This window comes from Brevundimonas abyssalis TAR-001 (genome assembly GCF_000466985.1).
In the GTDB taxonomy this organism is placed as follows: Bacteria; Pseudomonadota; Alphaproteobacteria; order Caulobacterales; family Caulobacteraceae; genus Brevundimonas; species Brevundimonas abyssalis.
The window spans coordinates 1-18874 of sequence record NZ_BATC01000055.1 but is presented as its reverse complement, the minus strand read 5'-3'; the positions used below and the strand labels follow the sequence as shown (position 1 = coordinate 18874).

The following is an 18874-nucleotide window of genomic DNA, read 5'->3' as shown; positions in this document are numbered from 1 at the left end:
CACGAACAGGCCGTCCCGCTGGATCAGGCCCGCCGCCATCAGCGCCAGTCCCACCGAGGGCACGGTGTTGGTCATGGGCAGGACGATGGTCAGGATCGCCACGATCATGAAGAAGGCCGCCACCTGCTCGGCCGGGCCGGCGGCGAAGACCCGGAGCCGCGCCCGCGACAGCCGTTCGGTCCAGCGCAGGCGGTTGTCGGCGAAATCGGCCATGCGCTTCAGCCAGGACGCGGGCACGCGCCGGTCCAGCACCGTCGCGGGCAGCCACGGCTCCTGACGCCCCACCAGCATCTGCCCGGCCAGCAGCAGCATGGGAACACCCAGCACCTGCGGCACGCCGTACAGCGCCGGCACCAGGCACGGGATCGACAGGATCAGCATCATCAGGCCGAAGCCGCGCTCATCCAGATGGTCGCGGATGTCGCGCAGGGTCAGGCCCTCCGCCGCGCCTTCGCGGGCCAGGTGGACGATCATGTCGATGGCGCCGCGGCGAGCGTCGTCCTGATGCCGTCCCCCATTGCCGGAGTGGTCGCCCGCGCTTGCGGCGTCGGTCATGTCTGCGTGAACCTGGGTCATGAGCGGGAGCGATCCTGCCTGACAAAGGTTTCCATATGGCGCCCGTTCTTGTCCCGCGTCGCTTCGACGCCTAGGTTCCGGGCCAAATCCCCGGGGCGAACGCGCCCGGGACGTACAAGACTCAGGGAGACCCCCCATGCACGACGCCCCTCAGACCGCCGCCGCCAAGGCTCTGGACGCCGAGAATCCGCTAGGCGTGGACGGCTTCGAATTCGTCGAGTTTACCGGCCCGGAGCCCAAGGCCATGATCGCGCGGCTGGAGCTGATGGGCTTCACCCAGTCCCATGTGCATCCCCGGACCGACGCCGTGCGTCTGAAGCAGGGCGACATCAACATGATCGTCCACCGCTCGCCCAAGGGGCAGGCCAGGGCGTTCGCCGACGACCACGGCCCCTCGGCCAACGGCATGGCCTTCCGCGTGGCCGATGCGAAAGCCGCTTTCGACGGCGCCGTTTCGCGCGGCGCCAAGGCGGCTGAGGGCCACGAGGGCGGCGCGCTGGGCGACGGCTACCCCTATGTGCTGCAAGGCATCGGCGGCTCGCTGCTCTACCTCGTCGACAAATACGGCGAGGCCGGCTCCCTCTACGACGGCTGGACCGAGATCGAGGGCTGGCAGGAGGCCGAGCGCAAGAACGCCGTCGGCCTGTTCAGCCTCGACCACCTGACCCACAATGTGCGCCGCGGCCAGATGCGCACCTGGTCGGGCTCTACGGCGACGTCTTCGCCTTCGAGGAGCAGAAATATTTCAACATCAAGGGCAAGGCGACCGGCCTGCTGTCCCAGGCCATGATCGCGCCGGACCGCGCCATCCGCATCCCCCTGAACGAGAGCCAGGACGACAACTCCCAGATCGAGGAATTCCTGAAGCGCTACAACGGCGAGGGCATCCAGCACATCGCCCTGGCCACCGACAACATCTTCGAGACCGTCGAGGAGATGAAGCGTCGCGGCATCCCCTTCCAGGATACGATCGAGACCTATTTCGATCTGATCGACAAACGCCTGCCCAACCACGGCGAGGACGTGGCTCGCATGCGCGAGAACCGCATCCTGATCGACGGCTCGGACGAGGACGGCATCCTGCTGCAGATCTTCACCCAGGACACCTTCGGCCCGATCTTCTTCGAGATCATCCAGCGCAAGGGCAACCAGGCGTTCGGCGAGGGCAATTTCCAGGCCCTGTTCGACTCCATCGAGCTGGACCAGATCCGGCGCGGCGTCATCAAGGTGGACGCCTGATCGAGGCCCGGCGGTGAGGACGCCGCCCCGATGGCTGCCCTGGCTGGGCCCGCCGCTGGCGGGCCTGGCCGTTCTGGCCGCCTACGCCCTTCTGCCCCGCGTCGGCTACTGGGAGCTGGTGCTGATCGGGCTCGTCGTCGGTTTCCTTCCCTGGCTCATCGGCCGCGTCTGGCGCTGGCGCTCGGGGCGGCACTGACGGATTCCTGACATCACAATCATCATGGCCGGGCTCGCCCGGGTCATCCATACGCGCGCTTTGACATGGCGAAGGCGGGGTGTTCAGGTCGCCACTGATCACCTCGCAAGGTCGGAGCGTATGGATCACCGGGACAAGCCGGGTGATGACGGCGGGGAGCCATGAGGGACGCCTTCCTATGAAAAACACCGCCCTGGCCGCAGCGGCCACGATCATCAGCCTCACCCTGTGCGCGGGCGCGGCCCAGGCCCAGGACGCGGAGCCCCGCTGGTCCCTGGCCATCCACGGCGGCGCGGGCGTCATCGAGCGCGCCGATCTCAGCCCCGAACAGGACGCCGCCTATCGCGCGGCTCTGTCCACGGCGCTGGAGGCGGGCGCGGCGGTGCTCCGCAACGGCGGCTCGGCTCTCGACGCGGTGCAGGCGGCGGTCCAGCTGATGGAGGACGATCCCCTGTTCAACGCCGGGCGCGGCGCGGTCTTCACCGCCGCCGGGGCCAATGAACTGGACGCGGCCATCATGGACGGGACCGACCTGAACCTCGGCGCCGTGGCGGGCGTCACCCGCACCCGCCATCCCATCGCCCTGGCCCGCGCCGTCATGGAGCGGTCCCCCCACGTCATGCTGATCGGCCAGGGCGCCGACGCCTTCGCCGTCGAACAGGATCTGGAGCAGGCGGACCCGTCCTGGTTCTTCACCGAGCGCCGCTGGCGCGGGCTGGTCAACGCCCTTGAGGCGCAGGGTCTGCCGGTCCCCGAGCGCCCCGCAGGCGCGCCCTCCGCCGGGGCGCAGGCCGACCTGCCCGCCCCGCCCCTGAACGAGCGCAAATTCGGCACCGTCGGCGCCGTGGCGCTGGATTCCGAAGGGCGGCTGGCGGCGGCCACCTCCACCGGCGGCATGACCGCCAAGCGCTGGGGCCGGGTCGGCGACGTGCCGGTGATCGGCGCGGGCACCTACGCCTCCAACATCGACGGCTGCGCCGTCTCGGCCACCGGCTCGGGCGAATATTTCATCCGCGCCACGGTCGCGCGGGACATCTGCCTGAGAACCGCCATCAGCGGCGACATCCAGTCCGCCGCCGACGCGGAGATCCGGCAGGTGGGCGAACTGGGCGGCGACGGCGGCGTCATCGCCCTGGACGTCGAGGGGAACGTGGTCTTCAGCCTCAATACCTCGGGCATGTACCGGGGCGCGGTTGCCTCCGACAGCGAAGCCCGCGTGGCCATCTACGGCGACGAGGACTGAATTCCGGATTTATTTGATCCCGCTCCTTCCCGGCGCCTTACAATGGCCGGGGCGCGTCAGGAGCAAGACAGCGATTTCGGACAATTCGTACAATTCGGACCCTGTTTTTCGCGCCCCGGGTCTGAAACTTCCTCCAACGCGAGCCGAGCGATATCCTGACGCCATGACCTCCGAACCCCGCGACATCCCCGGCGTCATCGCCCCGCCGCCCATCATCTTCCTGCCTTCCTGGCGGGCGGCTGGACCCTGGGCAATCTGATCGGCGAGCCCTCCCTGGGCCTGCCCGACCTGTGGCGGCGCGGCGCCGCCCTTGTGCTGATCGTCACGGGCCTGGTCGTCGAGGGCTGGGCGGCGGGCCTGTTCCGGCGCGCACGCACGGCGGTGGAGCCGTGGAAGCCCTCCACGGCGCTGGTCACGAACGGCATCTACGCCCTGAGTCGCAACCCGATCTATGTGGGCTTCACCATCATCTACGCCGGACTGGCCATCGGCCTCGACAGCCCGCTGGCCGCGGCCATGATCCTGCCCTGCCTGATCGTCATCGACCGCTTCGTCATCGTCCGCGAGGAGGCTTATCTGGAACGCAAGTTCGGCGAGCCCTACCGCGCCTACAAGGCCAGGGTGCGCCGATGGCTGTGAATGACGACGAGCTCTCGGCCATGGCCATCGAGGAGCTGGACGCCGCCTGCGGCCTGTCCTGGCCCGAACTGACCCGCATCACCCCCTGGGGCGACAGCTTCACCGGCTTCGCCCCCTCGGGCCGCGAGGTGGAGATCGAGCGCCGCTACATCTGGGCCCATGACCCGCCCGGCGCCGTGCGCGTCGAGGTGGAGGTGCGCGACCCCGGCGCCGGCGAGGGCGCCGAGGCCGGCGCGACCCTGACGAAGGACGCATCGGAGCCCTGAGACCTTCGTTCGACGACCTCCGTTAACCTTTTCCATTGCCACACGGCGCCGCTGGGCCAAGATGGCGGCGCGCAGAAGATCAGGGGAGGCGCGCCATGTATCCATCGGAGTTCGACACCCCGGCCGCCGCCTACCCCGCCGACTCGGACCTGTTCCTCAGCGTCCCGCCGGTGATCCTGCTCCTGTTCCTGCTCCTGCTTCTGCTCGCGCTCCTGTGCGGCTGGTACGCCCGCGAGCAGATGGGGCCGAAGCCCAAAGACCCCTGCGACGCCCTCTACAACGAGGTGCGCAAGGCGGCCGAGACGGCCCTGAAGGCCTCGCGCGACGAGGTCCACGCCAGGCGCGCGGCCTCCTGACTGTCATCGACCGGCGCCTCGGCGGCGTCCTGGCCCTGGCCGACGGCGTCACCGGCCCGTGCGCGACGATCCGCGACGTGCTGGACCCCAGGCCGGACAAGCATGAGCCCCATCCCGGCGCCGAGCATGGCCGCGCCGCGCCCGCACGCGCCTCCGAGCTCGTCGTGGTCAACACCGGCAAGCTCGTGGTCCACGCGGGCGGCGGCGAAGCGGGCAAGGGCTACGAGACCGGCCACGGCGACAAGCCCGACGCCTGCGCCCCATCGAAGGAGAGCCACGCCCCGGACCGCCGCGCCGAGATCGAGCGCCTGCGCGCGGCCATCCACGCCTTCGCCGACCACTGGCGCGACAAGGAGGCTCGGATGCGGGAGCTGCGCCGCGCCCGGGCGAACCTGTCCTGACGCCTTCCCATCGGGCCGCGCGGGCTTTAAGCCTGAGGCATGAAACTCGCATCGCTCAAGCACGGCCGTGACGGCCGCCTCGTGGTCGTCTCCAACGACCTGAACTGGTTCACCGACGCCTTCCTGATCGCCCCGACGCTGCAGGCGGCGCTGGACGACTGGGACCGCTGTGAACCGCAATTGCGCGCCCTGGCAGAAAGCCTCGAGCACGAAGCCGTGCCCCGCGGCCGGTTCCACGAGCGCGACGCCGCCGCGCCCCTGCCTCGCGCCTATCAGTGGGCCGACGGCTCGGCCTATGTGAACCACGTGGCGCTGGTGCGTCAGGCGCGCGGCGCCGAGATGCCCGACAGCTTCTGGACCGACCCCCTCATGTATCAGGGCGGCTCGGACTCCATGCTCGGCGCCCGCGACCCCATCCCGCTGAAGGACGAAGCCTGGGGCTGCGACCTGGAGGCCGAGATCGTGGTCGTGACCGGCGACGTGCCCCAGGGCGTGACCCGCGAGGAGGCGCTGGGCCACATCCGCCTGATCGGCCTGGTCAACGACGTGTCCCTGCGCAACCTGATCCCCGGCGAACTGGCCAAGGGCTTCGGCTTCGTCCAGTCCAAACCCGCCAGCGCCCTGTCGCCCGTCTTCGTCACCCCCGACGCCCTGGGTGACCGCTGGAAGGACGGCAAGCTGCACGGCGAGCTGACCGTCACCCTGAACGGCCGGCCCTTCGGCAAGGCTGACGCCGGGGTAGACATGACCTTCGACTTCGGAACCCTGATCGCCCATCTGGCCAGGACCCGCACCCTCGGCGCCGGCTCCATCATCGGCTCGGGCACCGTGTCCAACCGCGACGCCGACGGCGGTCCCGGCAAGCCCGTCAGCGACGGCGGCCTGGGCTACTCCTGCATCGCTGAGGTCCGCACGGTCGAGACCATCCTGCGCGGCAAGGCCGAAACCCCCTTCCTGAAGCACGGCGACACCGTCCGCATCGAGATGCTGGACGACAGCCGCCACACCCTCTTCGGCGCCATCGAACAGGCGGTGGAGCAGGCGTGATGAAGGCATTGGCGGCCATTCTGGCTGTTGTCGCCATGACGACCGCCGCGCAGGACACATCGGATTGGGAGGTCATTGTCGATCCTGACGAGGATCTGACCGCCGCTTTCGTGGCGTATGAAGGCGGCCGGGGCGTACTCGCCAGATGCAAGGACGAATCCTTTCATCTCCTCGTGACCGGCCTCGCTCCCGAGGAGGGCGTCACCCGTCAGATGCGGGTGCGGTTCCAGGATGATGATTGGGGTCAACAAAGCTGGTTCGTCGGAGAGGAAGCGCAAACCGCTTTCAGCTACATGCCCGCGTTCTACGCGCGCCGCCTTCGCGAAGGAGGCACTCTGGACATCATTGTCAGCGAAGCTGGGCCGAATGGCGAAAACCTGCGCTACGTCTTTGAGATTCCGGCGTCTGCCTCAGCCGTGAACCAGACGTTGGAGGCATGCGGCAAGCCTGTGGACGACCCGCGCGACGTGTTTCTGGAGGATCTCCCCGAGAATGGGTTGCCCGTAAACCTTGAATGGGCCCGTCAGCCTAGTGGCTCGTATCCTATGGGTCCCACCTACACACGGGGCGTGGCTGTGGTGAGTTGCCTGACGCAGCCGGACGGTCGGTTGCGGGAATGCGTGGTCGAAACAGAGTGGCCTGCAGATGGCGGCTTTGGCCAAGCCGCCCTTCGCGCGACACGGAGCGGACGTCTGAGAAACGTCGACCGTTCAGTGACCGAGGTCCCCACGGTGATCATCAGCTGGACGACGAACTTCCGAATGGAGTGATGACACAGCGCCACACCAGGTGCGGTAAGCGCTCATCCGCTTGCCGATCCACTGGCGGATGCAGTGACGAATCCTCCATCACGCGTCCGGCCTGATTTTTGCTCATTCCCGCGCTATGTAGGGCCCAGTTGAATCGGGGGAGCCGTCCATGCGTCGATTTCTGGTCTGGAGCGCCCTGGCGCTGATCATCGGCCTCGGGCTCGCCGGAGGCGGGTACTGGGCCTACTGGAACTTCTACGCCCGGTTCCAGCCGGTGGTGATCCAGCGGGACCAGGCCGAGATCCAGCGCCTGCTGGACGAGGCCTCGTGGATCTCGCCCGGCGGCGGCGGCGAGCCGCTCTACATGGTGGCCTGGCGCGACAGCGCCGCGGCCCAGCGCTACGAGCGCGAGGAGTTCCCCAAGCTGCGCGCGGCCGGGGTCGAGCCTCGCATCATCGTCTTCGCCCGGCCGGACCGTGAGGGGATGGCCCAGTCCACGGCCGCCGAGCGCGCCACCGTGGCCGAGATCTGGCTGAGCCGCGACTGGACCCTCTACGAGCGCTGGACCGCCACCCCCAGCCGCAACTGGACCGCGGCGGGCATTCCCGGCGCCGACGGCAATCTGGCCCGGGGCGCCGTGGTCCAGGCGGGGCGTGACTTCATCGACCGGCTGAACGGCCTGTTGCGGGGCCAGGGCGTGGGGGCCGGCTATCCGCTGATCCTGTGGCGGGACCGCGAGGGCTATCTGAAGGCCTGCGCCTGCTCCGATCCCCGCTCCTGGGCCTTCATCCGCGACGACCTGGACGCGCCTGACCAGACCTCACCGGCCGAGACGCCGCGCGAGGACGACTTCGCGCCCGAGCCCCTGCCCTATCCCGAGGTGGGCGACCTGCCCGAGATCCCGCCGTCCGGGGCGCCCACGCCCGGCGAGCCGCCCATGAGCTCCCCGGTCGATCCGCGCCCGGGGGCAGCCGCGCCGAGCCTTCCCGCCCCACGCCGTCGCGCCCGACGACGCCGCGCGAGGCGCCGCGCGCCGAGAAGCAGGAAGACGCCACCTTCTTCTGAGCCGCGTCACAGAACGCGGCGGCAGACCTCGATGAGGCGCTCCACGTCGTTCTCGTTCTGATACAGGCCGAAGCCGAAGCGCAGCACGTCGTCGCGCACGTCGGTGATCACATCCACGTCCTGCAGCCGGGCTTTCCACGCCTGGGCGTCCGGGTGGCGGAAGGCCAGGAAACGCGCCCGACGGGCGTGGCCCTGCACCGGATTGAGCAATTCGGCCTCCTTCAGCCGCCCGCAGCGCCCGGCGCTCGCGGCCTCGGCGAACTGGGCCTGAAGCGAACGCGCATGGGCGGCCACGTCCGCCGTGGTCAGGCCCTCGTGGTCCAGCATGCGGCGCACGGCGTTGAAGCGGTACAGGGGCGTGGAGTCGAAGGTGGCGCCCCAGAACCGGCCCGCGTCGGTGGTGTAGCCCACCCCGCCCGGCGGACCCTGCAGGTCCCCGAACTCGGCGAACCAGCCGGTCACGACCGGCCGCGGGCCGAAACCGGGCGGCGCATGCAGAATGCCCGCGCCCTCTCCGGACATGGCGTATTTGTAGCCGCCGGTGACGTAGAAGACCCGGTCCGCCACCGCTGACAGATTGGTGGGGGCGGCCATGAAGCCGTGGTAGCCGTCCACCACCACCCAGGGCCCGGCGGGGTCGGCCAGGGCCGCCAGCTCGTCCAGCGCCTCGACCATCCAGCCGGTGCGGAAGAACACCTGGCTGACCAGGATCAGGTCGTGGCCCCCCGCACGCGCCGCTTCCAGAAAGCGGGCCGGAAAGGTGTCGAAGGGGGCGATGGGCACGCGGGTCACCACCGCCTCGCCGGCCTCCTCCCAGCGCGCCGCCTGGCGGCGGAAGGAATGGAACTCGCCGTCGGTGGACAGGATGCGGACCGGCTTCTTCTCCACCGCCGAGACGATGCGGACCAGGAAGTCGTGGGTGTTGGGGGCGAACACCACGGTGTCGGGCGAGGGCAGCTTGAGCTCGCGCGCCACATGGCCCTGCGCCTCCGGCACCACCTCGCCGAAGATCAGCTCCCATTTGCGGTCGGCGTGGCGGTTGGCGTCGGCCCAGGCCTGCACCTGGCCGTTGAAACTGGCGTCGGGCCACAGGTGGTGGCTGTGGGCGGCGAAGTGCAGCCGCTTGGGGTCAGCGCCCAGGGCGCGGGAGAACAGGGGCTTGTAGCTCATGATCGACTCGCGCGGAGGAAGGACGAATCTAGCCCTATCGCTCCGCCCGGCCCCGCTCAAGCCTCACCTCAGGCGCGCCTCCAGGGCGGCCATGCGCAGCTCCATCCGTTTCATCTCGCGCAGGATCGACAGGGTGTTCACCCGCGACCAGATCCATTGCTTGATGCCGATCTGCATGGTCCAGGCGGCCCAGGCGGCGGCGGCCCACAGGATCAGGTCGCGGGTCGAGGACGCGTCGAACATCTTCCACACGGCCCACAGGCCGACCGCCGTGGCGATCAGGACCACCACATTGGCGGCGATGGTCATGGCCCGCATGGGGCCGCGAAAGGTTTCGCCGATCTGGGCGAACAGGCCGCGCTCCTTCTCCAGGCTGTTCAGGAAGGCCTCGTCATCCGCCTCGAGGGCGGCGCGCAGGCGGTCAGTCTCTTGGGTCATCAGGTGTCTCCGGACAGGGCCGCCTTGAGCCGGCGGCGGGCGTGGAAGATGCGGGACTTGGCGGTGCCCAGGGGCACGCCGACCGCGGCGGCGACCTCGGCCAGGGTCAGGCCCTCGCAGAGGTGCAGGACCGCGGCCGTGCGGTGATCATGGTCCAGCCCGGCCAGGGCGCGGACGAGGTCCAGGCCCTCGGTCTCGGCCGGCGACGGGGCGGAAACCTGGTCCACATCCACGACCGCCTCGGCGCGGCGGCTGTCGCCCCGGATGCGGTCGACGCAGCGGCGGTTCAGGATGCCGAAGGCCCAGGCCGGAAAGGCGGCCGGATCGTTCAGTCGCGCCACGCCGCGAAAGATCGAGGTCCAGGCGTCCTGAACCGCGTCGCGGGCGCGGTCCTCGCTGCGCAGGATGCGACGGGCGGCGCGCAGCAGACGCGGCTGCCAGCGGGCGGCCAGGCGCTCGCCCGCCCGGCGGTCGCCGGCCTGGACCAGAACCACCAGCAGTTCGTCATGGACGCGATCAAGTTCGGATATCGGCACGGACGGCCCCCGTTGCGCTTTCACGACCATAGTCGCGCCCGCGCGCAGAAAGGTTCACGGAGTCCGTCGGGATTTCAGACTCCGGCGCCGAAAAAACAGGGTCTGAATAGTCTGAATAGTCTGAAATCGGCCCGCCCCCTCCACGCAGCGGTGATCATAGACCGGCCGAAAGGGAGGGGGCGGAAAAGCGACGATTTTCGCGCCCGGCCCTTGCGGGCCAAGGTATTGGGCCCGGAAAAAGCGGGATCAGGCGGCCCCCGATGTCCGTCTTTCCGGGTCTGCGCCGGGAATTGAGCCGGGCGGCGGGATCACTCCGCCGGCAACGGCTGCTGCTGCCCGCGCGGCACCTCGTCTTCCCGCTTCTTGCCCAGCAGACGACGGATGAAGCGCGAGAAGTCGTCCACGATGGTGAAGATCGCCGGGATGAACAGCAGCGACAGGAAGGTGGACGAGATCAGTCCGCCGACCACGGCGATGGCCATGGGCGAGCGGAACTCCACATCCGCGCCCCAGCCCAGGGCCACCGGCATCATGCCCGCGCCCATGGCGAAGGTGGTCATGATGATCGGGCGAGCCCGCTTGTGCGCCGAATCCATGATGGCGTCATAGCGGCTCATGCCCTCCTGCTCGGCGATGATGATGTAGTCCACCAGCAGGATCGAGTTCTTGGCCGCGATGCCCATCAGCATCAGGATGCCGATCAGCGACGAGATCGAGAAGCTGGATCCGGAGATCAGCAGGGCCGCGAAGGCGCCGCCGATGGCCAGCGGCAGAGCCGCCATGATGGTGATCGGATAGGCGAAGCTTTTGAACAGCAGCACCAGCACCGCGTACATCAGCAGGATGCCGGTCGAGAACGCGATGATGAAGCCGGTCAGCATCTCCTGGATGAACTCGGTGTCGCCCGCGGGCGTCTGGCGCACCTGGGGCGGCAGGTTCTGGACCGACTCCAGCTGGTTGACCGCCTGGGCCGCCTCGCCCGAGCGGATGCCGTCCAGCTCGGCGGTGATGGTGGCCACCCGGGCGCGGTCCTGTCGCGTGATCTGGGACGGCCCGGCGCCGAAGCGGATGTCCGCCACGGACGACAGGGGCACGCTGCTTCCGGTGTTGGTCGGCACCTGCAGCGTCTCCAGCACCGACAGATCCTCCCGTGCGTCCTCGGTGAGCAGCAGGCGGATGGGGATCTGGCGGTCGCCCAGATTGTATTTGGGCAGGTTCTGCTCAACGTCGCCCAGGGTGGCCACGCGAACGGTCTGGGAGATGGCGCCGGTGGAGACCCCCATCATGGCGGCCTGGTCGGTGCGGGGGGTGATCAGGATCTCGGGCCGGGCGATGGCGGCGGTGTTCACCACATTGGCCAGGCCCGGCACGCCGCGCATCTCCGCCTCGATCTGGCGGGCGGCGGCTTCCAGAGCCTCGCCGTCGTCGCTGAGGATGGAGAAGGTGTAGCTGGTGCCGTCGCTGGGCCCGCCGCCCTGCTGGGCGATGCCGGCGCCGATGCGGGTGCCCGGAATGGAGTCCCACTGATCCACCATTTCGCGGGCGAATTCCTGCTGCGTCATGGTCCGCTGGCCCGGCTGGACGATGTCGGCGTAAACGTAGGCTTGGCGTGGCTCCGAACCGCCGATGGAGGCGTAGACCGAAAGGACCTCTGGCCGTTCACGCAGGTCGCTTGCCATGCGCTGGACCACCGCATCCGTCTGCAGCAGCGTGGAGCCGGGCGGCAGCTCGGCCGAGAACGAGGCGCGCGAGCGGTCGCCCGCCGGCTGGAATTCGAACGGCAGGGCGCCGGCCAGGGGAACGGACCCCACGAACAGCAGGGTGCCGATGACGAACACCTTCCACCGATTGCCCATCACCCACGAGAGGGCCTGGATGTAGCGGTGCATCCAGAACGGATCCTTGTCCTCATGCTTCTCGTCGCGCTTGAGCATGTAGGCGGCCATCAGCGGCGTCAGGGTCCGCGCCACCAGCAGCGAGAAGGCCACCGAGACACAGGAGGCAATGGCGAAGGCCTTGAAGAACTGGCCCACGATGCCGGGCATGAAGCCGGTGGGGGCGAACACGGCGATGATGGTGGCGGTGGTGGCCACGACGGCCAGACCGATCTCGTCGGCGGCCTCCATGGCCGCGTCATAGGGTTTCTTGCCGCCGCGCATGTGGCGGACGATGTTCTCGATCTCCACGATGGCGTCGTCCACCAGGATGCCGATGGTCAGCGACAGGGCCAGCAGGGTGACCCCGTTCAGCGACTGTCCTGTCAGGTCCAGGATGAACATGGTCGGGATGATCGACATGGGCATGGCCGTCGCCGCGATCAGAGTGGCGCGCCAGTCCCGCAGGAACACGAACACCACGGCCACGGCCAGGGCCGCGCCCAGCAGCAGCGCCTCGATGGAGGCCAGATAGCTTTCCTCGATGTATTCGACGTTGGCGCTGATCTGCTCGATCGAGACGTCGTCATTCTGTTCGTCCAGCCGGGCCACCGCCTCACGCACCCGTTCGGCCGTCCGGACCTCAGACGCGTCACGCGAGCGCAGGAAGTTGAAGGTCACCACCTCCTGGCCGTTGAAACGGGCCATGCGGCGCGGTTCGGTCCAGCTGTCCTCGACCGAACCCAGGTCGCGCAGGCGCACGGTGCCGCCGCCCGACAGCGGGATCAGTGTCTCGCCCAGCGCCTCGACCGAGCCGGCCGAGCCCAGGGTGCGGATGGCGCGCTCGGAGCCCGCCACGGTGATGCGCCCGCCGGGCAGGTCGGAGTTGACGCTGCTGAGGGCCTGGCTGACCGAGGCGGCCGTCACGCCGTAGGAGGCCAGTCGGTCGGGGTCCAGTTGGACCCGGATCTCCCGGTCCACGCCACCCTGACGATTGACCTCGCCCACGCCGGACACGGCCAGCAGTTCGCGGCTGACCGTGTTGTCCACGTACCAGCTGAGCTCTTCCGGGCTCATTGTCGGCGAGCGGACCACATAGGTGATCAGGCGTCGCCGGTGATGTCGATGCGCTGGACCGACGGCTCCTGCATGTCCTGCGGCAGGTCGGCGCGCAGACCGGACATGGCGTTGCGCACGTCGTTGGTGGCGCGCTCGGTGTCGGTGCCCAGCTCGAATTCGATGGTGGTGGACGAATAGCCGTCGCCCACATTTGAGTAGATGCGGCGCACGCCGGACAGGGAGGTGATCGAATCCTCGATCAGGCGCGTGACCTGGACCTCCATCTCGGCCGGGGCCGCGCCGGGACGTCCCGCGCTGACTTGCACCAACGGGAAGTCGATGTCCGGGTTATTGTTGATCCGCATCCCGGTGAAGCTGATCGTCCCCGCCAGCGTCAGGATGATGAACAGCAGGATGACCGGGATCGGGTTCTTGATCGACCAGGAGGAGATCTGGTTCATGGCGCGGCCCTATTCAGCCGCAGGCGCGGTGGCGGCGGGCGCCGCGGCCCGCGCCGGCTGGGCCACCGTCACGCGGTCCCCTTCGCCCAGGAAACCGGCGCCCTGAACCACCACGCGGGCGCCTTCGGGCAAGCCGTCGACAGAGCTGCGCTCGTCGGTCCGGGCCAGGATCTCCACCGGCTGGAAAGTGACGCGGTTCTCGTTTCCGACCACGTACACCCCGGCGCGGTTCTCGCGGTACAGGATGGCCGGGGTCGGCACGGTCACCGTCGGGCTGGCGCCCACATCGATGTCGGCGCGGGCGAACATGCCGGGGCGCAGGCCGCTGTTGCCGGTCAGGGCGATGCGCGCCACGCCCAGGCGGGTCTGGGAGTCCACTTCGGGCGTCACGATGCGGACGCGGCCGGTGGCCGAGCCCACTCCGTCGGAGTTCACCGTCGCGCTCTGCCCCGCGCGGATCAGGCCCAGCTCCGTCTCCGGCACCCGGGCGTCCAGCTCCAGCCGGCCGTCGCGGACGATGCGGAACAGCTCGGTCCCGGCCGGGACGATCTGGCCGCGCGTGACGCTGCGGCTGATCACGAGGCCGGAAACGGGCGCGCGATGGTGCTCTGGTTCAGGCGCGTCCGGGTCTCGGACAGGGACGCCCGGGCCGAGGCCAGCTGGGCGTCGGCCGCGCGCTGTTCTGAAATCGCCAGATCCAGCGACGCCTGGGCCAGGAAGCCCCGCTCGCGCAGTTCGCGGGCGCGGCCCAGCTCGGCGCTCTCGCGTTCGGCGTTGGCCTCGGCCGACGACACCGCCGCCTCCTGCTGGGCCAGCTGGGCGCGCAACAGGTCGTTGTTCAACTGCACCAAGGCCTGGCCCTGACGCACATACTCGCCCTCATCCACATAGACGGCTGTGGCGGTCAGGCCGCCGGCCTCGGCGCCCACCGGCACCTCCTCCCAGGCGTTGACGGTGCCCGAGGCGGTGATGGTGCGCGCCAGATCCTGGGTCGTGGCCACGGCCACGGTCACGGTCTGGGACGAGGCGCCGCCGGCGCCTTCGCCCTCGGCCGCATCGTCGCCGCCGTGTCCGCTGCACGCGGCCAGGGCCAGCAGGGCGCAGGCGCCGAGAACGGCCGCTCCGCCGCGCAGGGTTGTCTTGAGGCGATCGCCGGTTCCGGCCGCGGTCGTCTGCGCCACGCCATGATTCCTTCATCTGGGCGCGCGGCCACAAGGGGGAGGCGGGCGCGCAAAGGCCAGCGTCCACACGACACCGACAGACCGGCTGATTAGACGGTTTGGCCGGCGCCCTCAAACGATCTTAGGGTGTATTACGACATCTTAATTTGCAGGCGGTTTCCGGCCCCGTGCGACAGGGCGTCCCCGCACCGCGCTTGGCGGTCCCCCGGCGGCGTGATACCGGCGCGGTCATGAGCCAGACGCCGATCGAACGCATTCGCAACTTCAGCATCGTTGCGCACATTGACCATGGGAAGTCGACGCTGTCGGACCGGCTGATCCAGCTGACCGGCGGCCTGACCGTGCGCGAGATGCGCGAGCAGGTGCTCGACAACATGGAGATCGAGCAGGAACGGGGCATCACCATCAAGGCCCAGACCGTGCGCCTGACCTACAAGGCCAAGGACGGGCTGGACTATGTGCTGAACCTGATGGACACCCCGGGGCACGTGGACTTCGCCTATGAGGTGTCGCGCTCGCTGGCCGCCTGCGAGGGCTCGATCCTCGTGGTGGACGCGTCGCAGGGCGTGGAGGCCCAGACCCTGGCCAATGTCTATCAGGCCATCGACAACAACCACGAGATCGTCCCGGTCCTCAACAAGATCGACCTGCCCGCCGCCGAGCCCGAGCGCGTGCGCGAACAGATCGAGGACGTCATCGGCATCGACGCCTCCGACGCCGTGCTGTGCTCGGCCAAGTCCGGCATCGGCATCGAGGACGTGCTGGAGGCCATCGTCACCCGCCTGCCCCCGCCCAAGGGCGACCCGGACGCCCCGCTCAAGGCCATGCTGGTGGACGCCTGGTACGACCCCTATCTGGGCGTCATCCTGCTGGTGCGCGTGTTCGACGGCCACCTGCGCGCCGGCCAGCGCGTCACCTTCATGCAGAACGGCTCGACCCATCTGGTGGACCGGGTCGGCGTCTTCCTGCCCAAGAACACCCCGGTGGACCAGCTGGGCCCCGGCGAGGTCGGCTTCATCACCGCCCAGATCAAGGAAGTGGCCCACGCCGCCGTCGGCGACACCATCACCGACGAGAAGCGCCCCACCGCCGCCCCGCTCAAGGGCTTCAAGGAAGTCCAGTCGGTGGTGTTCTGCGGCCTGTTCCCCGTGGACGCCGCCGATTTCGAGGACCTGCGCGCCGCCATCGGCCGCCTGCGCCTGAACGACGCCAGCTTCACCTACGAGATGGAGTCCAGCGCCGCCCTCGGTTTCGGCTTCCGCTGCGGCTTCCTCGGCCTGCTGCATCTGGAGATCATCCAGGAGCGCCTGAGCCGCGAGTTCAATCTCGACCTGATCGCGACCGCCCCCAGCGTGGTCTACAAGATCGCCATGCGCGACGGGTCCGAGATCGACCTGCACAACCCCGCCGACCTGCCCGACGTGATGCAGATCCTCGAGATCAGCGAACCCTGGATCAAGGCCACCATCCTGACCCCGGACGAGTATCTGGGCGGGGTCATCAAGCTGTGTCAGGACCGCCGCGGCAGCCAGGTGGAGCTCAGCTACGTCGCAGCCGCGCCCTGGTGGTCTATGAGCTGCCCCTGAACGAGGTGGTGTTCGACTTCTACGACCGGCTGAAATCCATCTCCAAGGGCTATGCCTCCTTCGATTACGAGCTGTCGGGCTACAAGCCCGGCGATCTGGTCAAGATGAACATCCTGGTCAACGCCGAGCCGGTGGACGCCCTGTCCATGCTGGTCCACCGCAACCGCGCCGAGACGCGCGGCCGCGGCATGGTGGAGAAGATGAAGGAGCTGATCCCGCCCCACATGTTCGTCATCCCCATCCAGGCGGCCATCGGCGGCAAGATCATCGCCCGCGAGACCGTCCGCGCCCTGCGCAAGGACGTGACCTCAAAGTGCTACGGCGGCGACGCCACGCGGAAGAAGAAGCTGCTGGAGAAGCAGAAGGCCGGCAAGAAGCGCATGCGCCAGTTCGGCAAGGTGGAGATCCCGCAGGAGGCGTTCATCGCCGCGCTGAAGATGGACGATGATTGATGTCGGTCAGGATATTTCTAAAGAAGCCTAGGCTGATGACGTCTCTTGATCAGGCGCGGCCCTTTACGTTGATATTCGTCCCATGCCGTCGTCAACATCTCTAGGAACTGATTTAGTTCTTCTTGTTTCATGGCCGGGAGGGTGGGCCATTCGTAAACGCGACAAGACCGATGGGCCGATAACGGCTGAGTGGATAAGATGACAAAATCGACGTCGCAGTAAGCATAATCTGGTGCTTGCTCCAGAAGGCCACGCTTTAAAATCGCCAGGGCGGCCCGGATTTGCCGTTCGTTGAGCGGCCGATCCCACAAGTGCAACAATAAGAGACGCGGCTCTTCCAGCTGTCGCACACGGATTGGCGATATCTTGAGAGTCAGGTCAGCCCGTACCGGAAAGGTAAGCGGAGGCAATTGGCCAATCGGGCTTACGATAGCCTCTTTTAGAAAGATGGCCCCTGCCCCCATAACGCCTTCAGCGCATCGGCGGTCTATCGGATCAGGCAGGCCCGATGCATATGACTGAGCTTGGGCGAGGGTCATTCGCCCTTCCAATACGCTCAAAAATAGTTGCCGCGCCGCATCATAGCGGGGCGGCGATTTTCGCTCCGCGGCAACCAAGCCTTTGACGGTCTCCCGCCCATCATCCTCAACCATGGAAATGGTTGACAGAAAGCCCGGGAGTTCATTGAGCGGAACGCTTCGATCATCCATAGCGGAGAGAGGGTCGCATGATTCTTGGCCCCGCACGCAATGCGCGTTGCCATTATGTTCTTAGTTGAGCATACTCATTTGATGACCGATATCGCTCATCCGCACCGCCAGACCTTCGAGTCGATCCGTCATGAGAACGAGGGCGCGGAGTACTGGCTGGCCAGGCAACTGGCGCCCGTTCTGGGGTACGAGAAATATGACAACTTCCTTCAGGTCGTAAGAAAGGCGCGCGTTTCATGTGTGCAGGCTGGGCTGGAGGAAGCCGACCATTTTGCCGACGTCGGGAAAATGGTCGACATTGGCTCCGGCGCTCGGCGCGCGATCGCGGACGTTCGGCTATCGCGCTATGCCTGCTACCTGATTGTCCAGAATGGCGATCCGGCCAAGCCGGTGATCGCGGCAGGCCAGACCTATTTCGCCGTCCAGACTCGACGTCAGGAGATTCAGGACGATCCGTCCTTCGCCGGGCTTTCGGAAGATGACCGGCGGCTGATGCTTCGTCGGGAGATGGCCCAGCACAATACGGCCCTTGCATCGGCAGCGCGGCAATCGGGCGTGGAGACTGGGCTGGACTATGCGATCTTTCAGGATCACGGCTATCGGGGCCTTTATGGCGGCCGCACCATGCGGGACATTCACACCCTGAAGGGGCTGAAGAAGAGCCAGAAGATTCTGGATCACATGGGCTCGACCGAACTTGCGGCGAACCTGTTCCGCGCCACGCAGGCCGAGGAAAAGCTCAAGCGCGATGGCGCGCGCACCAAGGCGCAGGCGAACGACATTCATCATGCCGTGGGAAGGAAGGTGCGCAGCACGATCGCCGAACTGGGCGGCGTGATGCCTGAGCACCTGCCCACGCCGGACACAAGCATCGGTCAACTGGAAAGGGCCAAGGCGAAGGCCCTGAAAGACCAGTCGGGCGGCTGATGCCGCCCAAGGAGGCTCCGCAATGAACAAGGCTCAATGGACCGCCGCCGTCGATCAACTGATGCGCCGCGAGTGGTGCATCGGCATTGAAGATGCCGGGATCGACGAACAGCAACTAACCGACTATTGGCGCGACGGCCAAACGCCCGCCGCGTTCTTGGAATGGTTCGCCGAGAAGTACGATCTGATCCGGTTCGAGCGCAGCCCGTCGGTCAGAACCGCGCGCGCCATGTCTCCGCGCTCAGGTTCACGGCAACCTCCAGCGGGGGCTTGAGCTGGAAAAGGCCCGGCGTCTTGGGCAGATCGTGCAGGCGGTAGAGGCGCCATGCGTCGGGGCGTTCCAATGAAACTTCGCGCTCGGTGCGGGTCAGGAAGAAGTCGGTGGTGGGGCCGCCGCGTGTGGCCTTGACCTCGATCAGACGCTCGCGGCCGTCGGGTGCGTAGCTGCGAATATCGTAGCCGGCGCCGTCGCCATGCTCCTGCGAGGTCCATTCGATTTTCCGCGCCAGATCAGCGCGGTCGTTGGCGATGAGGAAGGCGCACTCGTGGTCAAACACGCGCTGTTCGCCCATCAGGCCGAGGGTGCGGTTGCGGTGGTCGCGGGCGGCGGGGTCGAACTTGCGGATGATGCGGACGAGACCCGGCGGGCGGGGCTTGGCGGGGTTGGCTGTGGGCGGGGTGTGGCGGGCAGGATCGCGCCCGG

The 18874-nt window shown here is 67.9% G+C and carries 19 protein-coding genes and 3 pseudogenes; 13 read left to right on the top strand and 9 right to left on the bottom strand.

Going from position 1 to position 18874, the window contains the following annotated elements:
- On the bottom strand, window positions 1-576 hold a 576-nt coding region (locus MBEBAB_RS11940), incomplete at its 3' end, for an exopolysaccharide biosynthesis protein (protein WP_052516800.1).
- Window positions 577-712: 136 nt separating this feature from the next.
- Between MBEBAB_RS11940 and hppD the strand changes: the two are divergent.
- From hppD to MBEBAB_RS11890, 10 genes and pseudogenes are all read left to right on the top strand, one after another.
- Window positions 713-1815, top strand: a pseudogene (gene hppD, locus MBEBAB_RS11935) (4-hydroxyphenylpyruvate dioxygenase).
- A 13-nt stretch (window positions 1816-1828) separates the two neighbouring features.
- On the top strand, window positions 1829-2011 hold the full coding sequence (locus tag MBEBAB_RS11930; protein WP_021698252.1) for a hypothetical protein: 183 nt from the start codon (window positions 1829-1831) through the stop codon (window positions 2009-2011).
- A 178-nt stretch (window positions 2012-2189) separates the two neighbouring features.
- Window positions 2190-3254 carry an isoaspartyl peptidase/L-asparaginase family protein gene (locus MBEBAB_RS11925; RefSeq protein ID WP_021698251.1) on the top strand — a complete coding sequence of 355 codons (1065 nt, stop codon included), beginning with the start codon at window positions 2190-2192 and terminating at the stop codon, window positions 3252-3254.
- A 312-nt stretch (window positions 3255-3566) separates the two neighbouring features.
- A complete protein-coding gene (locus MBEBAB_RS11920; RefSeq protein ID WP_021698250.1) occupies window positions 3567-3893 on the top strand; it encodes a methyltransferase family protein in 327 nt (108 codons plus the stop codon).
- Entirely contained in the window at window positions 3884-4159 is a 276-nt protein-coding gene (locus tag MBEBAB_RS11915; RefSeq protein WP_021698249.1) for a hypothetical protein, read from the top strand. The genes MBEBAB_RS11920 and MBEBAB_RS11915 overlap by 10 nt, the downstream gene beginning before the upstream one ends.
- Window positions 4160-4254: 95 nt before the next feature.
- On the top strand, window positions 4255-4515 hold the full coding sequence (locus MBEBAB_RS11910; RefSeq protein ID WP_021698248.1) for a hypothetical protein: 261 nt from the start codon (window positions 4255-4257) through the stop codon (window positions 4513-4515).
- Between the two features lie 77 nt (window positions 4516-4592).
- Entirely contained in the window at window positions 4593-4916 is a 324-nt protein-coding gene (locus MBEBAB_RS11905; protein ID WP_021698247.1) for a hypothetical protein, read from the top strand.
- 39 nt (window positions 4917-4955) lie between these two features.
- Window positions 4956-5963, top strand: coding sequence for a fumarylacetoacetate hydrolase family protein (locus MBEBAB_RS11900; RefSeq protein WP_021698246.1), 1008 nt, complete (start codon window positions 4956-4958; stop codon window positions 5961-5963).
- Window positions 5960-6733 carry a hypothetical protein gene (locus tag MBEBAB_RS11895; protein ID WP_148291534.1) on the top strand — a complete coding sequence of 258 codons (774 nt, stop codon included), beginning with the start codon at window positions 5960-5962 and terminating at the stop codon, window positions 6731-6733. The genes MBEBAB_RS11900 and MBEBAB_RS11895 overlap by 4 nt, the downstream gene beginning before the upstream one ends.
- 148 nt (window positions 6734-6881) lie before the next feature.
- Window positions 6882-7838, top strand: a complete 957-nt coding sequence (locus MBEBAB_RS11890) for a hypothetical protein (RefSeq protein ID WP_200865124.1) — start codon at window positions 6882-6884, stop codon at window positions 7836-7838.
- On the opposite strand, the gene MBEBAB_RS11885 is transcribed toward MBEBAB_RS11890, so the two are convergent.
- The 6 genes and pseudogenes from MBEBAB_RS11885 to MBEBAB_RS17710 form a co-directional block, all read right to left on the bottom strand.
- Entirely contained in the window at window positions 7784-8947 is a 1164-nt protein-coding gene (locus MBEBAB_RS11885) for an aminotransferase class V-fold PLP-dependent enzyme (protein ID WP_021698245.1), read from the bottom strand. The genes MBEBAB_RS11890 and MBEBAB_RS11885 overlap by 55 nt on opposite strands.
- A gap of 63 nt (window positions 8948-9010) precedes the next feature.
- Window positions 9011-9385 carry a DUF6768 family protein gene (locus MBEBAB_RS11880; protein ID WP_021698244.1) on the bottom strand — a complete coding sequence of 125 codons (375 nt, stop codon included), beginning with the start codon at window positions 9383-9385 and terminating at the stop codon, window positions 9011-9013.
- The gene (locus MBEBAB_RS11875; protein ID WP_021698243.1) at window positions 9385-9921 is read right to left on the bottom strand and encodes an RNA polymerase sigma factor; all 537 of its coding nucleotides are present in this window, start codon (window positions 9919-9921) and stop codon (window positions 9385-9387) included. Before MBEBAB_RS11875 ends, MBEBAB_RS11880 begins: the two co-directional genes overlap by 1 nt.
- 308 nt (window positions 9922-10229) lie before the next feature.
- A pseudogene (locus tag MBEBAB_RS11870) lies at window positions 10230-13315 on the bottom strand (efflux RND transporter permease subunit).
- Between the two features lie 9 nt (window positions 13316-13324).
- On the bottom strand, window positions 13325-13894 hold the full coding sequence (locus MBEBAB_RS17715) for an efflux RND transporter periplasmic adaptor subunit (RefSeq protein WP_242397163.1): 570 nt from the start codon (window positions 13892-13894) through the stop codon (window positions 13325-13327).
- On the bottom strand, window positions 13891-14496 hold the full coding sequence (locus MBEBAB_RS17710) for an efflux RND transporter periplasmic adaptor subunit (RefSeq protein WP_242397162.1): 606 nt from the start codon (window positions 14494-14496) through the stop codon (window positions 13891-13893). Before MBEBAB_RS17710 ends, MBEBAB_RS17715 begins: the two co-directional genes overlap by 4 nt.
- Window positions 14497-14726: 230 nt before the next feature.
- Here MBEBAB_RS17710 and lepA point away from each other — a divergent pair.
- Window positions 14727-16534: pseudogene (gene lepA, locus MBEBAB_RS11860) on the top strand (translation elongation factor 4).
- A gap of 17 nt (window positions 16535-16551) precedes the next feature.
- On the opposite strand, the gene MBEBAB_RS16285 reads toward lepA, so the two are convergent.
- The gene (locus tag MBEBAB_RS16285; protein WP_158332142.1) at window positions 16552-17244 is read right to left on the bottom strand and encodes a hypothetical protein; all 693 of its coding nucleotides are present in this window, start codon (window positions 17242-17244) and stop codon (window positions 16552-16554) included.
- Window positions 17245-17325: 81 nt separating this feature from the next.
- Between MBEBAB_RS16285 and dinD the strand changes: the two genes are divergently transcribed.
- Both dinD and MBEBAB_RS16280 read left to right on the top strand, forming a co-directional pair.
- Window positions 17326-18171 (top strand): DNA damage-inducible protein D, encoded by an 846-nt coding sequence (dinD, locus tag MBEBAB_RS11855; RefSeq protein ID WP_021698239.1) that lies wholly within the window; start codon window positions 17326-17328, stop codon window positions 18169-18171.
- Between the two features lie 22 nt (window positions 18172-18193).
- Entirely contained in the window at window positions 18194-18445 is a 252-nt protein-coding gene (locus MBEBAB_RS16280) for a hypothetical protein (protein ID WP_148291532.1), read from the top strand.
- Here the strand turns inward: MBEBAB_RS16280 and MBEBAB_RS11850 are convergent.
- On the bottom strand, window positions 18384-18874 hold a 491-nt coding region (locus MBEBAB_RS11850), incomplete at its 5' end, for a protein NO VEIN domain-containing protein (RefSeq protein ID WP_045319283.1). The two genes, MBEBAB_RS16280 and MBEBAB_RS11850, sit on opposite strands and share 62 nt — an antisense overlap.